General features: G+C 60.9%; 18 protein-coding genes. 16 read left to right on the forward strand and 2 right to left on the reverse strand.

Translation table 11 applies throughout. The features are described from left to right. The first annotated feature begins 230 nt into the window (after positions 1-230). The 4 genes from ACXJMY_RS37055 to ACXJMY_RS37070 all read left to right on the forward strand — a co-directional run bounded on the left by ACXJMY_RS37055 (position 231) and on the right by ACXJMY_RS37070 (position 2,236). Positions 231-497 carry a hypothetical protein gene (locus ACXJMY_RS37055; RefSeq protein WP_456624296.1) on the forward strand — a complete coding sequence of 89 codons (267 nt, stop codon included), beginning with the start codon at positions 231-233 and terminating at the stop codon, positions 495-497. A gap of 50 nt (positions 498-547) precedes the next feature. Continuing rightward, positions 548-982: a hypothetical protein gene (locus ACXJMY_RS37060; RefSeq protein ID WP_456624297.1), complete on the forward strand. Its 435-nt coding sequence runs from the start codon at positions 548-550 to the stop codon at positions 980-982. Next, positions 948-1,169 carry a hypothetical protein gene (locus tag ACXJMY_RS37065; RefSeq protein ID WP_456624298.1) on the forward strand — a complete coding sequence of 74 codons (222 nt, stop codon included), beginning with the start codon at positions 948-950 and terminating at the stop codon, positions 1,167-1,169. The genes ACXJMY_RS37060 and ACXJMY_RS37065 overlap by 35 nt, the downstream gene beginning before the upstream one ends. 74 nt (positions 1,170-1,243) lie before the next feature. Beyond that, positions 1,244-2,236, forward strand: a complete 993-nt coding sequence (locus ACXJMY_RS37070) for a phage tail protein (protein ID WP_456624299.1) — start codon at positions 1,244-1,246, stop codon at positions 2,234-2,236. Positions 2,237-2,366: 130 nt separating this feature from the next. On the opposite strand, the gene ACXJMY_RS37075 is transcribed toward ACXJMY_RS37070, so the two are convergent. Continuing rightward, positions 2,367-3,089, reverse strand: coding sequence for a hypothetical protein (locus tag ACXJMY_RS37075; protein ID WP_456624300.1), 723 nt, complete (start codon positions 3,087-3,089; stop codon positions 2,367-2,369). 40 nt (positions 3,090-3,129) lie between these two features. On the opposite strand from ACXJMY_RS37075, the gene ACXJMY_RS37080 reads away from it, so the two are divergent. The 10 genes from ACXJMY_RS37080 to ACXJMY_RS37125 all read left to right on the forward strand — a co-directional run bounded on the left by ACXJMY_RS37080 (position 3,130) and on the right by ACXJMY_RS37125 (position 9,504). Next, entirely contained in the window at positions 3,130-3,816 is a 687-nt protein-coding gene (locus ACXJMY_RS37080) for a hypothetical protein (protein WP_456624301.1), read from the forward strand. 2 nt (positions 3,817-3,818) lie between these two features. Then, a complete protein-coding gene (locus ACXJMY_RS37085; RefSeq protein ID WP_456624302.1) occupies positions 3,819-3,968 on the forward strand; it encodes a hypothetical protein in 150 nt (49 codons plus the stop codon). Continuing rightward, complete coding sequence (locus tag ACXJMY_RS37090) at positions 3,968-4,219, forward strand: hypothetical protein (RefSeq protein WP_456624303.1); 252 nt, start codon at positions 3,968-3,970, stop codon at positions 4,217-4,219. Before ACXJMY_RS37085 ends, ACXJMY_RS37090 begins: the two co-directional genes overlap by 1 nt. Beyond that, a complete protein-coding gene (locus tag ACXJMY_RS37095) occupies positions 4,210-4,593 on the forward strand; it encodes a hypothetical protein (RefSeq protein ID WP_456624304.1) in 384 nt (127 codons plus the stop codon). The genes ACXJMY_RS37090 and ACXJMY_RS37095 overlap by 10 nt, the downstream gene beginning before the upstream one ends. Further along, on the forward strand, positions 4,590-4,889 hold the full coding sequence (locus ACXJMY_RS37100; protein ID WP_456624305.1) for a hypothetical protein: 300 nt from the start codon (positions 4,590-4,592) through the stop codon (positions 4,887-4,889). The genes ACXJMY_RS37095 and ACXJMY_RS37100 overlap by 4 nt, the downstream gene beginning before the upstream one ends. Positions 4,890-4,969: 80 nt before the next feature. Next, entirely contained in the window at positions 4,970-5,398 is a 429-nt protein-coding gene (locus ACXJMY_RS37105) for a GNAT family N-acetyltransferase (protein ID WP_456624306.1), read from the forward strand. Between the two features lie 235 nt (positions 5,399-5,633). Next, complete coding sequence (locus tag ACXJMY_RS37110; RefSeq protein ID WP_456624307.1) at positions 5,634-6,902, forward strand: CaiB/BaiF CoA transferase family protein; 1,269 nt, start codon at positions 5,634-5,636, stop codon at positions 6,900-6,902. 79 nt (positions 6,903-6,981) lie between these two features. Next, positions 6,982-7,638 (forward strand): maleylacetoacetate isomerase, encoded by a 657-nt coding sequence (gene maiA / locus ACXJMY_RS37115; protein ID WP_456624308.1) that lies wholly within the window; start codon positions 6,982-6,984, stop codon positions 7,636-7,638. A gap of 63 nt (positions 7,639-7,701) precedes the next feature. Next, positions 7,702-8,931 carry an acyl-CoA dehydrogenase family protein gene (locus ACXJMY_RS37120; protein WP_456624309.1) on the forward strand — a complete coding sequence of 410 codons (1,230 nt, stop codon included), beginning with the start codon at positions 7,702-7,704 and terminating at the stop codon, positions 8,929-8,931. A 9-nt stretch (positions 8,932-8,940) separates the two neighbouring features. Continuing rightward, the gene (locus ACXJMY_RS37125; protein WP_456624310.1) at positions 8,941-9,504 is read left to right on the forward strand and encodes a flavin reductase family protein; all 564 of its coding nucleotides are present in this window, start codon (positions 8,941-8,943) and stop codon (positions 9,502-9,504) included. 16 nt (positions 9,505-9,520) lie between these two features. Here the strand turns inward: ACXJMY_RS37125 and ACXJMY_RS37130 are convergent, their stop codons facing one another. Then, on the reverse strand, positions 9,521-10,429 hold the full coding sequence (locus tag ACXJMY_RS37130; protein ID WP_456624311.1) for an NAD(P)-dependent oxidoreductase: 909 nt from the start codon (positions 10,427-10,429) through the stop codon (positions 9,521-9,523). Positions 10,430-10,607: 178 nt separating this feature from the next. Between ACXJMY_RS37130 and ACXJMY_RS37135 the strand changes: the two genes are divergently transcribed. Then, the gene (locus ACXJMY_RS37135) at positions 10,608-11,591 is read left to right on the forward strand and encodes an ABC transporter substrate-binding protein (protein WP_456624312.1); all 984 of its coding nucleotides are present in this window, start codon (positions 10,608-10,610) and stop codon (positions 11,589-11,591) included. 74 nt (positions 11,592-11,665) lie between these two features. Then, on the forward strand, positions 11,666-12,309 hold a 644-nt coding region (locus tag ACXJMY_RS37140), incomplete at its 3' end, for a dihydroxy-acid dehydratase domain-containing protein (RefSeq protein ID WP_456624313.1).

Below are 12,309 nucleotides of genomic sequence, written 5' to 3' on the forward strand. Positions count from 1 at the left end.
GAGCTGTACCTCGACCCGAACCCAGTTGCGCCCCCAATGGAGGCTGATCCTCATCCGCGAGAGGAGTGGGAGGTTTCGACAAGGTCCGGAGGCCTGCCGCGCAGCGGGACGAGCAAGCCAGAGCGGCGCATCGCCCCGCCAATATTCTTTCCGTTCTAGGGTCGCCCCTCTCGATTTTCTCGGCGTACCGACCACCCAATCAAACTGGATTTGCGACAGGAGAGCGCACCATGAGCGAAGACGACAGGAATTTCATTGAACGCGCCGAGTCCATAACCGGAAATCTCTACGGCGAACCCATGTCAGCGGAGCGGATCGCGGAGAACTTTGCGCTCTACGGACTGAAGAAGCGCGTAGCCGCGCTCGAGAAATTCGATGCCGAGCTGGGTGGCGAAATCGATTCGAGTCCTCATAATTTGCGAAGACGCGTCCAGCTCATCGATTTGCGTCGGCGCATGGGTAGTCTCCACGAGGCGCTGCGCAAAGCGAAGCGATGACCCACCCGCTGTTGACGGCACTCGCGCGGGCACGGCTTCGCGACGCGCCGATGTTCGCCAAATGGTGTGAGCTGAACAATTTGAGTGCCTGTCCGGCAAGACCGGAGTCGGTGGCGCGCTTCGTGACCGATTGTGCATCCATCGGCATGAGCCGGCTCTGGCCCGCCGTGCAGGGCATCTCGCGCATGCACGTGTCGCTCGGCCTGGCCGATCCCACGCTTGGCGGCGTAGCGGCAAGCGCGATGAGCGCAATTGCGGCCGTCCCGCCGCCGCGATCCTGGCCGGGGCGGTTCAAGCAGCGGTTCGATGCGCTGCCCTACGACATCCAGGTTCATCTCGCCTCGCACGAATCTCAGCGGGAGCGCGCGCTTCGGCGCGCGCAGAACGACGCAGCCTCAGCGCGCCAGAAGCTGGCGGCCCTCGAATCTCAAATGAAGGACGAAAAGACCAATGGCAATGAAGCAGCAGCGCGCGACAAGGCTTGAGGAGCGGATCGAGGATCTGCGTACCGAAATCGACGGCATCCTCGATGAGCGCGTGGCCAGGATCGCAAGCGAGAGCCCTGGCGTACCCGCGGGCGTGATCCGCAACCTCCTTACGGCCCGGGCGCCGTCCTGTCGTTGCGCACAGTATATCGAGCTGTGCAAGGGCGAGGCGAACAAGCCGGACTGACTGCGTGCGGGAATGACACCCTCGAACACACGATGGCGCCCCACGGCGCCGCCTCTTCAAATCAAGGATGCAGGATGACTCTCTACAAATGGTCTCAAACGGCGTCCGCCGACGCAACGGCGGATTCCACGATCAACTGGGCAGAAGGGCAATCCCCCTCCAGCGTCAACGACTCGGCGCGCGGGATGATGGCGGCGATTGCAAAGTATCGAGACGACGTCGCGGGTGCGATCGTGACGAGCGGGACAAGCACCGCCTATACGGTTAATACCTATCAGGTGTTTCAGTCGTTGTCGCAGATGAATGGTCAAGTCATCGCGTTCACGCCGCATGCGACGAATGGCGCGACCGTGACCATCAATGTCGACGGTCTCGGTGCGAAGCCGCTGCGTTCGGCGCCAGGTACTGAATTGCCAGTTGGAACTATAATTCAAGGTACTCCCTATGTTGCCCTCTACAGCAATACGGACGGGATATTCTACCTTCATGGATTATACGGGAATCCATACAATATCCCGATCGGCGCGGGCTTCGACTATTGGGGGACGACAGCTCCAAACAGCTCGTTTGTGTTTGCGTATGGTCAAGCGATTTCGCGTCTGACCTATAGTGCTTTGTTTGCGCTGTTTGGCACAACATACGGCGCGGGCGATGCATCGAGTACGTTTAATATCCCTGATCTCCGCGGTCGCGTAACGGCGAAGAAAGACGATATGGGCGGAATAGCAGCGGGGCGATTGACGTCGTCGTATTTTGGCGCGACGGCCACTAGCCTAGGTGCCGCGGGGGGGCTGGAGAGCCAGAATCTGACGATTGCTCAGATGCCCGCTCATAATCACGGCGTCACCGATCCCGGTCATACGCACACTCCAACTGGGGTCTCTGGCGGACTATGGGGAGACAACATTAGCGGTAGTGCCGCTGATGGAGGAAATGCCTTTCAGATGACGCATGCGAGCATTCCAATCGCCACCACAGGAATATCTATCCAAAACGCAGGCAGCGGTAGCGCGCATAATAACGTGCAGCCTACAATCATCTGCAACTATGTCATTCGAATCATTTAGCGGAGAGGACTTCTCGGTGTGCGCCACTTGGCGATACGCTCTACGCCAGAAGCTCTATCCGATGAGTATCTGCAGGCGGAAATGCTCAAGCAATCGTTCAGTCAATGCCAACAAGTTGGATCAGAATCGCTTAGACGGTGATTAGCGGCATAGCTTTCACTGACGCCCATTGTTGGTCATGACTCATTCCTGAGTGACGCGCACGAAATGAGTTTGGCCTCCATTCTCTTGCAGGGTCTAGTGTTCCGGTCGTTGTGAAAATGGCGTTCATACCTCCGGAGGATACGGCCGCCAGTCCATATCCATGTTTGGCGCAAAGAGAAGCAAGCGCAGTAATGGAGGCGCCATGGTACCAGCCTAGTGGGTGATATTTGTGGCGGTCAAAGCCGGAGTGGTAAGGAATAGTTACTGGTTCAAGTCCAAAACTTGAGTTGTATTCGACGCAAATGACGGTCGGTCTCGTGTCTAGAAGACGCTCCAGAAACCAGTAGTCGTTGCCGTCGACATCTATGGAGAGTACCCCGAGTCGAGGAAAGATCTCCTTTATAAAGTCGATGTTATCGAGCGTGATGAAGCGTCGAAGAGCCTGCACGCTCTTTGGTAGCAAGCGCGTTGCATCTGCGACTTGGTCTGCATCTCCGTCAATCAGCACACCTTGCCAACCGTCCGCCTTGACCAGCGGCAGGCAATTGAACTCGACGGGATGGAAACCAAATTCGACGAAGGTCTTGGGGGCCTGGACGGCTAGACTTTCGATGATTGAACCCTCGTTAGACTGCGAAGAAGCTCTCTGCATCCGAGCCCAATAGATTGCTCGTCGCAGTGTAGCATTCTGTTTCAAAATATTTCTCATGGTGGCTTGATACCACCCTAACCCCCAATCGAGTCAACCCATGGTAGACCTGAACGCCCTCTCTGCGGCGAATGCGAAGCGCTGGGCGAGTGCTAAGCCAACCCGGAAATCCGAGGCCGCTAATGTTGCTTCGCGCCTCCACAAGGCCAAGCAGCGTTATCAGGCCGTCGAGCGGGAAACGGGCGTCCCCTGGCCGGTCATTGCAGTCATTCATGAACGGGAATCATCCCAGGACTGGAGGGCCTCTCTGGCCCAGGGGGATCCCTGGAACCGGGTCTCGGTTCACGTACCGGCCGGGCGCGGCCCGTTCGGCTCGTGGGAGGCCGCCGCGATCGATGCTCTGGTCAAGTGTCCGCCCTTCCTCGCGCGTCACAAGGACTGGTCCATCGCCGGAACGTTGACCGCACTCGAAACCTACAACGGCATCGGCTACGCGGCCCGCAGCGTGCCTTCGCCTTACCTCTGGTCCGGCACCAACCAGTACCGCGCGGGGAAGTACGTGCGCGACGGTGTTTACGACCCGGGCAAGGTCGACCCGCAACTCGGGTGCGCAGTTCTCCTGATTGTCCTGATGGAGCTCGATCCGGACATCAGCTTTGGGGGACCAAGGATCGCAAAGAATCCGGCGGCGGGCGATTCCGCGAGGCCTTCACTGACGAACCCGTCGAAAGGCTCGATCGGCGCGTTCGTGATCAACCTGGTCAGAGCCATCTTGGGAAAGAAATGAACATGACGACAACTCTCGACATCATCCTTTTCGCCGCCGGCTTTGGCGCCTGCTGGCTCTGCAAGGATTCGCTCCTCCGGCTCGTGACCGGTACCGACGCCTTGATCAAGACGCTCGAGGCCAGGCTCGCTGCGCTGCGGGCCAAGCCGTGATGCTGGCAAAGATCAAGGCAGTCTGCCTGCACTCCATGACCGTCGCCTGGAGCTATTGCGTCGCGCTTGCCGGTGCCTTGGCTTCGATCATCGACGATCTTGCCGACGCGCTGGGCGATCCCGGCGTCAAGGATCAGATCAGCGCTGCCATCGGCGACGTCAAAGCGACGGGGCGCATCCTGCTTGCGATCTCGGTCGTGACGATCCTCGCGCGTCTGCGAACACTTCGGAGGAAAGACCAATGTGGATGACGATCATCTCGTTTCTCGGTGGCCCCGTCGTCAAAGCGCTGATCGATGCCTACAGCGCGAAACTCAAGGCTGAAAATGTCGACGCCAAGATCGCAGCAGATCTCGCAGCCGGCGAGATCGCGGCGCAGACGGCCGAAATCAAAGCCGTCATGCAGTATCGCATCGCTGAAATCGGACACTGGCACGAGCCGGACAAGCTGATGGGCTACTGCGTCGCGCTTTACTTCGCAAAACTGCTGGTCTGGGACAAGGTCCTCGGCTTCGGCTCCACAGACGCCCTGGCGGGATTTGCGGCGATCACGGCCAATCTCGTGGTCTCCTTCTATTTCGCCAAGCGTGGTTTTGAGAATGTCGCAAGGATCATCAAGCGGTGAACATGCCAGACGACGAAATCAGGGCGATCGTCGCCGAGACGCTGGCCGAGCACCACAGGCTCCAGCAGGAGAGCATCGATACCATCGTGTTGAAAGCCGTAGCCACCGTGCTGGCGTCGTTTGGAATCGAAGACGATGATCGGAAGGAACTGAGGGCGGACTTCCAGCACTTGCGGCGCTGGCGGAAGAGCGTGGAGCAGGCGCAGAGCTACACATTCAAGGCGGTGATCACCGTGATTGCCACCGGTCTGATGGGTGCCGTCTGGCTGGGCGTCAAGGTTGTATTGGCCAAATAGACCTGCACGGCGGCGAGGCTGCCATCGCTCGCGCTCAGGAGCAGCCAGTCGCATTGGGCATCCGGTGTATGGGGCATTCGATGTACAGAATTCGTATCGTTGATGCAGAGGACGATGAGATTGCCGAGACCCTCGGAGATCTGCATCGGCTGACGTTTTTCAATGGCGCCGCCCTGCCGCAGTTCGAGTTGGGAGCGTGGTGGCTTGCCTATCACGATCGTGATGCTGTCGCCTTCGCCGGCGTGCTGCCGTCGACGCATGCGCGAAACAGCGGCTACTTCTCCAGGGTCGGTGTCCTGCATCGGCATTGGGGGCGGGGGCTTCAACTCAGGCTGATGCGAGCTATCGAGGCGAGAGGGCGGCGTATCGGATGGGACAGCATCGTCTCGGATACGACCGACAATCCGGTGTCTGCCAACAACTTCATTCAGGCTGGTTACCGACTTTACGAACCAGAGGTGCCCTGGGCATGGTCTCATACGCTTTACTGGCGAAAGCAGCTGCGATGAAGCGTTGAAGCAAGGTTTCCCGTCACGCGGAACGTGACTTTTGAAACGCCCGCACCAGCGTAGCGCAAATCGGTGCGTCCAAATGTTAAGGGCCCGGCAGCTTGACCGCTGCCGGGCCCTTTTTGCGTTCTCAGGGGAGGTGAGCGAACCACTTGCGAAGTCGGTGGCGTCAGGCTTTAAGTTTGCTCATGCAGGAAATTCGGCGGCCACAAGCCGATGTAAAGGAGCGCCATCGATGTCCACCAAGCCTCAATTGCCGGAACGTTCGCCGAGGGGGACGGGAGGGCCAACTGCACTTGATGATCTGCTGATCGTCGATTTCACGCGTGTGGTAGCCGGTCCGGCCTGCACGCAGACACTTGCCGATTTCGGTGCGCGCGTCATCAAGATCGAGAATCCGGATGGCGGCGACGACACGCGTGCCTATGAGCACGCCGAAATCGGTGGCGAGAGCGCAGCCTATCTCAGCCTGAACCGCAATAAGCAGGGCATCGCGCTCGATCTGAGCGTGCCAGAGGCACGCGACGTCGCGTTGGATCTGATCCGCAAGGCGGATGTGGTTGTGGAGAATTTTTCGAGCGGGGTCATGAAGAAGTTCGGCCTCGACTACGAGGCGGTCGTGCCGCTCAATCCGCGGCTGGTCTATTGCTCGATCTCAGCCTACGGACGCACCGGACCTTTCGCCTCCCGTCCCGGTTTTGATCCCATCACGCAGGCGGAAAGCGGCTTCATGTCGCTGAATGGTTTTGCCGATGGCCCGGCGGTTCGCACCGGTCCCCCCATCGTGGACATGGCGACGGGCATGACCGCCTGCAATGCCATTCTGCTGGCCCTGCTGGCGCGGGATCGGCTCGGCCGCGGACAGCATGTCGAAGTCGCCCTGTTCGACATCGCCATGGCGATGACCGGGTTCTACGGCATGGCCTACCTGATCAATGGTCAGAATCCCGGCCGGTTCGGCAACTCGCCGAGCGGGTCTCCCACCGTCGGCGTCTACGAGGCGTCCGACGGGCCGCTCTACATGGCCTGTGCCAACGACCGGCTTTATCGCCGGCTGGTGGTCGAGGTGTTGAAACGGCCTGATCTGATCACCGATCCGCAGTTCGCCACGCGAAAAGCGCGGTCCGAGAACAAGGAGCTGCTACGCGCGGCTATCGCAGAGGTCTTTGCAGGCGACAGCCTCGAGAACTGGATGGCCAGGATGAAGCTGGCCAATATTCCGGTAGGCTATCTCCGCACCGTCGAGGAGGGGTTCAACGCGCCTGAAGCTCGCGAGCGGCATCGCCTGAGCCGGATTCCGCATCGAACGGCGCAATGGGTGCCCAACATCGAGTCGCCGATTACCATGAGCTTGACTGGCGCGATCGACCCCGTCGCCGCACCTCTGCTGGGCGAGCATACGGAGGACGTCTTGCGTGATATGCTTGGCTACGACGAGGGTCGGATCACGGAGTTCGCTCAAAAGGGTGTCTTTGGATCAGGCAAGCCATCGACGTCGGTTTGAGCCCGAGCGGGCGGCGGCACTGGCTTGCGAACCAGCCCGGCTGAGCTGGGCGGTTCATCCTTAAGTGGAGGGATTGACGATGAACATCCGGCTCTACGGTTTCTGGCGATCGATCGCATCGTTCCGCGTGCGCGTTGCGCTGAAGCTCAAGGGGCTGCCGTTCGAGGAAATTCCGGTCGACATCCTGTCCGGGGAGCAGTTCCATCCGGACTATGACGCAGTCAACACTGAACGCGTCGTTCCCACCCTGGTGCATGGCGACCACCGCGTATTTCAATCGCTGGCGATCATCGAGTATCTCAATGACCTCATGCCGCAGCCGAGGTTGCTGCCGGCGGATCCCGCCGACCGTGCCTATGCGCGATCCCTGGCCTTGATCACGATCGCGGATGCGCATCCGTTGGTGACTCCGCGTGTGCGCAACCACCTTGTCAAGGTGCTCGGCGCGGACGCCAATGCCGTCGAGAATTGGGCGAAGCATTGGACCATTGAGGGATTGGCGACTTATGAGAGGCTGTTGGAGCGGCGGCCGCCGGCGCCGTTCGCGCTTGGTCAAGAGGCGAGCGTCGCGGACATCTGCATCGCCGGCCAGATCGTCGGAGCCCACTTTCTGAAGCTCGACTTGGCGTCGTTTCCCAGGGTAGCGCGGCTCGCCGATCACTGTTTTGCGATCCCCGCCTTTGCGACCTCGCATCCTTTCGAGCAGCCCGGATACAGGGCGACCGCATCGCGCTAGCCATGCGTCGGCTTGATTTGGCGACGTTCCCGCCGCATAACTGTCGGAAAGCGAGGGACACGAATGTCGCTTGGTCAAGAGCCGAGCACGGGCCAGCCCGCCGGACTGGAAGCTGGCGAACGCGTCTATGCGACGATGATCGCACGGGCTCGGGCGCTCCAGCCGCAACTGCGTGAGCGGGCGCCGCGGACCGAAGTGCTGCGGCACCTGCCGCCGGAGACCGAGCGCGATCTGCACGACGCAGGTCTTTTCCGAATGCTCCAGCCGAAGCGCGTTGGCGGGGCCGAGCTCGACTATATCGCCTTGATCGATTGCGCCGACCTGCTCGGGCAGGCCGACGCGTCGGTTGGCTGGAATCTCGCCAATCTGGCCAGCCACCACTGGATGCTCGGGATGTTCGAGCAGAAGGCGCAGGACTTGATCTGGGGCAGGGATCCAGACGCGCTGATTGCATCGTCGTTCATCTTTCCCGCCGGGCGTGCCACGAGGGTCGAGGGTGGATACCGGCTGCACGGAAGCTGGCCGTTCTCCTCGGGGGTCGCCTCCTGCGAGTGGAACATGCTTGCAAGCGTCGTCTCTTCTGACGATGAGGCGGACGGCATCGAGTACCGGATTTTTCTTCTCCCCAGGAGCGATTACAAGATACTCGACACCTGGAATGTCACCGGTTTGCGAGGCACCGGCTCGTCTGATGTGGAAGTCAGGGACGCCTTCGTTCCCGACCATATGACGATGGCAGTGGGTGATCTTGCCGGCGGCTCGACGCCAGGCAGCAAGATCAATCCCAATCCACTGTACGCGCTGCCGGTGTTCTCCTTGTTTCCCTACGTCTTGTCCGGCGTCGCCCTCGGGAATGCGCAGGCATGCCTCGACGACTATGTTGAGGTCGCGCGTCATCGCATATCGACTTACAATCGTGCCAAGCTCAGCGACTTTCAAAGCACGCAGATCAAGATCGCGGAGGCCTCGGCCAAGATCGACGCTGCCCGTCTTATCATGCGTTCGGCCTGTATTGATGCCATGGAGGCCGCGCGGCGTGGTCGTGTTCCGGATATGGCGACCAAGACCAGGTATCGGCGCGATGGAGCTTTCTCGGTCAATCTATGCACCGATGCAGTGTCGATGCTGTTCGCGGCGAGCGGAGCACGCGGCCTGTTCACGACGGGGGTGTTGCAGCGGCAATTCCGAGATGCGCATGCGATCAACTCGCACCTCGCATTCAATTTCGACGCGGCCGGGACCAATTATGGACGTGTGGCGCTCGGCCTGCCGTCCGAGAATCTCACGCTGTGAGGCCGGCCGATGAATGATCTGCCGAAGCAGCCGGCCATCCCCGACCCCGCCAACGAACTCGCGAGCGACAGTTCGTCGATCGATCCCCGCGATTTTCGCAGCGCGCTCGGTTCCTACGCCACCGGCGTTACAATCATCACGGCCGCGGCGCCTGATGGGAAGCCCTATGGTCTGACGTGCAATTCGTTCGCCTCGGTCTCCCTGAATCCCCCTTTGGTCCTGTGGAGCCTCGTTGTCTATTCTTCGAGCCTGACCGTGTTCCAGAACGCCAGCCATTTCACGGTGAACGTGCTCGGCGCCTCGCAACAGGCCCTCGCGAATAAGTTCGCCAAATCGTCCGATGACAAGTTTACCGGTGTCGATTGGACACCAGGGCTTGGGAACGCTCCGGTACTCGCCGGAGGCGTCGCCAATTTTCAATGCCGCTCCGTCAACCGCTACTATGGCGGCGACCACGTGATCTTCCTCGGCGCGGTCGAGGCCTACGCCTACAATGCCAAGGAGCCGCTGCTGTTTGCGCAGGGGGCATATGGCCGGTTCTTGGTAGATGACGACCGCAAGAAGTCGCCGTGAACGGCCCGGTTCGCGCTCAGCGCTCCGCCGCTGAAAGCTTGTAAATCTCCAGTGCGTCTGCATCGGCCCCGCGCGCGGCCTTTGCCAGCCTGAAGATTTGACCCGCAAGTGAGGCCATCGGTATGGGCGTTGACGTCGCCTGGGCAACATCGGCGACCGTGTCGAGGTCCTTGAGCATCGTTGCGATGTGGCCGAGCGGAGGCGAGTGAATGCCTTGAACCATCCGTGGCACGAAGAGCTGAAGTGGAATCGAATCCGCAAAGCCGCCAGCAAGCGCTTCCGGCAATCGATTGGCGTCAATGCCGGCATTGGTCGCAAGACGCGTTGCCTCGGCAAGGACGGCCATCGCGCATCCGACGATCACCTGGTTGCAGAGCTTTGTGGTCTGGCCGGCGCCGGTCGGACCCATGTGGGTGAGCCTGCGTGCCATCGCAAGGACATAGGGCCGCACTCTCTCGATGTCACCGGCTTCTCCTCCGGCCATGATGGCGAGCGTCCCTTCCTCGGCGCCCTTGGTGCCGCCGGACACGGGTGCATCGATCCAGCCTGCGCCGTTGGCGTCTTTCAACCGCGTCGCAAGGTCGCGCGCGGCATCGGGGTGGATCGACGAGAAATCGACCACGAGCTTCCCTGCGCCGGGAGCCGTTGAAAGACCTTCGGATCCGAAGATCACCTCTTCCACGGCCGCAGCATCCGTCACGCACATGAAGACGATATCCGAGTTCGCCAGGACTTCGCGAGGCGTGGCGGCGCGCTTGGCGCCGGCCTCAACGAGCGGAGTTACTTTGGCGTGCGAGCGATTCCAGATGGTGACGTGATGGCTGGCCTTGAGCAGGCGCCGGGTCATCGGCGTCCCCATCAGTCCAAGGCCGAGATAGCCAAGCCTCTCGACGCCTGGCGGGTTTGCCGTGCTTGCATCAGCCATAAGTTGCCTCCTTCTGTCGCAGCGTAACGGCGCGCGACCGCCGCCTTACCATACATGGCGGGTCCCATGACGAAACCGGGCCGGCTTGCATGGCTTGCTTGATTGTTTGAACCATGAAACATTTGGATCGGTCGGGTTGGGTGGCGCCGGTCGGCGCCGGAGCAACGGAGCGGGCACGATGCGAACGGTTTCGAGGTGGATGCTGGCAATAGGGGCTGTGGCGGCCATGATCGCGGGCGCAAGCCCCTCACGGGCGCAGCAGACGATCCGCGTCGGCTGGACGATCCCCGCCGAAGAATCCAAGTACTGGATGATGCGCAGGCCGGCCGAATTTCCCAATATCGGCAAGGCCTACAACATCGAATGGACCCAATTCCAGGGCACCGCGCCGATGACGCAGGCGCTGGCGGCCGGGGCGCTGGATTGCGCGACGCAGGCGCCGCTGTCGCTCTCCAATGGTGTGGTCGGGGGAAATCTCAAGGCCTACATCGTGGCACAGCACGTCTTCGAGAAGCCTGGCGGCTTCTCGGTCTACTGGGCGGTGATGGACGACTCCCCGATCAAGACGATCGCCGACCTCAAGGGTAAGACGGTCGGGATTTCCGTGATCGGCGGCGGGACGCAGGGGCCGTTCAATTTGCTCCTGAAGCAAAATGGCGTGGACCCGGCCAAGGATATCAAGCTCGTTGAGGTTGGCTTTGCCGTCTCGGAAGACGCTCTGCGCCAAGGCCGCGTCGACGCGGTCAATATGAATCAGCCGTTTGCCGCGCGCGCGGAGGCGAAAGGTGGCACCCGGAAGCTGTTCTCGCTGTCGCAGGCCATGCCGAACATCGTGCACATCCTGGAAGCCTGTCGTGCCGACTTCGTCGACAAGAATCCGGAGCTGGTCAAGGCCTATGTCCGCGACATCACCTCGGGCATGAAGAAGGCGCTGGCGAACCGCGAAGAGACTTTGAAGGTCGTGTCGGAGGTGCTGAAGGCGCCCGTTCCGGTGCTCGAGACTTACCTGCTGAAGGACAATGACTTCGGCCGAGATCCGGGTGCGGCGCCAAATTTCCCTGCGATCCAGAAGATGCTGGATATCTACGCGGAGACGGGAATGCTGCCGAAGCTGGATGTCGCGCAATTCAAGCATCCGACGATCGTCGCGCCGTTGCAATAGGCGATCGGGCCACTTCGGGACAAGGAGATCGCGACGCCCGATCGCCCCGGGCGTCGCAAGAAGATGATGAACGCATGAAGAAATTGCGATCTCGGGTCACGACTGACGGCCTCGACCGGGCTCCACATCGCGCGTTCATGCGTGCGATGGGCCTGGACGACGCAGCGATTGCCAAGCCGATGGTGGGCGTCGTCAGCATGAAGGGCGAGCAGACGCCCTGCAACATGACGCACGACTTCCAGGTGGATGCGGCCAGGGCGGGGATCGAGGAGGCCGGTGGCACGCCGCGGGAGTTCTCAACCGTCTCGGTGTCTGACGGCATCAGCATGAATCACGAGGGAATGAAGTTTTCCCTGTTTTCGCGCGAGCTGATCGCCGACTCGATCGAGGCCGTCGTTCATGGCCTGGCCTACGATGCGCTGATCGGGTACGGCGGATGCGACAAGACGCTTCCCGGCGTGATGATGGGAATGGTCCGCTGCAACGTGCCATCCATCTTCATCTATGGCGGCAGCGCGCTGCCGGGCCGCGTCGATGGGCGGACTCTAACGGTGCTCGATTCCTATGAGGCCGTCGGCAGCTTCATGACCGGAGAGATCGATGGGGCCACGCTCGAACGCATCGAGCGTGCGTGTCTGCCGACGATCGGAGCTTGTGCCGGCCAATTCACCGCGAACACGATGGGGATGGTGTCGGAGGCGATGGGCCTCACCACTGT

This window comes from Bradyrhizobium sp. P5_C12 (assembly GCF_054049735.1).

What these genes read in the sequence shown, in the direction of transcription:
- ACXJMY_RS37135 (WP_456624312.1), top strand. Translation starts at nt 10,608, where the DNA reads ATGCGAACGGTTTCGAGGTGGATGCTGGCAATAGGGGCTGTGGCGGCC.
- maiA (WP_456624308.1), top strand. Translation starts at nt 6,982, where the DNA reads ATGAACATCCGGCTCTACGGTTTCTGGCGATCGATCGCATCGTTCCGC.
- ACXJMY_RS37110 (WP_456624307.1), top strand. Translation starts at nt 5,634, where the DNA reads ATGTCCACCAAGCCTCAATTGCCGGAACGTTCGCCGAGGGGGACGGGA.
- ACXJMY_RS37105 (WP_456624306.1), top strand. Translation starts at nt 4,970, where the DNA reads ATGTACAGAATTCGTATCGTTGATGCAGAGGACGATGAGATTGCCGAG.
- ACXJMY_RS37130 (WP_456624311.1), bottom strand. Translation starts at nt 10,429, where the DNA reads ATGGCTGATGCAAGCACGGCAAACCCGCCAGGCGTCGAGAGGCTTGGC.
- ACXJMY_RS37120 (WP_456624309.1), top strand. Translation starts at nt 7,702, where the DNA reads ATGTCGCTTGGTCAAGAGCCGAGCACGGGCCAGCCCGCCGGACTGGAA.
- ACXJMY_RS37125 (WP_456624310.1), top strand. Translation starts at nt 8,941, where the DNA reads ATGAATGATCTGCCGAAGCAGCCGGCCATCCCCGACCCCGCCAACGAA.
- ACXJMY_RS37055 (WP_456624296.1), top strand. Translation starts at nt 231, where the DNA reads ATGAGCGAAGACGACAGGAATTTCATTGAACGCGCCGAGTCCATAACC.
- ACXJMY_RS37075 (WP_456624300.1), bottom strand. Translation starts at nt 3,089, where the DNA reads ATGAGAAATATTTTGAAACAGAATGCTACACTGCGACGAGCAATCTAT.
- ACXJMY_RS37060 (WP_456624297.1), top strand. Translation starts at nt 548, where the DNA reads ATGTTCGCCAAATGGTGTGAGCTGAACAATTTGAGTGCCTGTCCGGCA.
- ACXJMY_RS37080 (WP_456624301.1), top strand. Translation starts at nt 3,130, where the DNA reads ATGGTAGACCTGAACGCCCTCTCTGCGGCGAATGCGAAGCGCTGGGCG.
- ACXJMY_RS37070 (WP_456624299.1), top strand. Translation starts at nt 1,244, where the DNA reads ATGACTCTCTACAAATGGTCTCAAACGGCGTCCGCCGACGCAACGGCG.
- ACXJMY_RS37085 (WP_456624302.1), top strand. Translation starts at nt 3,819, where the DNA reads ATGACGACAACTCTCGACATCATCCTTTTCGCCGCCGGCTTTGGCGCC.
- ACXJMY_RS37065 (WP_456624298.1), top strand. Translation starts at nt 948, where the DNA reads ATGGCAATGAAGCAGCAGCGCGCGACAAGGCTTGAGGAGCGGATCGAG.
- ACXJMY_RS37090 (WP_456624303.1), top strand. Translation starts at nt 3,968, where the DNA reads ATGCTGGCAAAGATCAAGGCAGTCTGCCTGCACTCCATGACCGTCGCC.
- ACXJMY_RS37095 (WP_456624304.1), top strand. Translation starts at nt 4,210, where the DNA reads ATGTGGATGACGATCATCTCGTTTCTCGGTGGCCCCGTCGTCAAAGCG.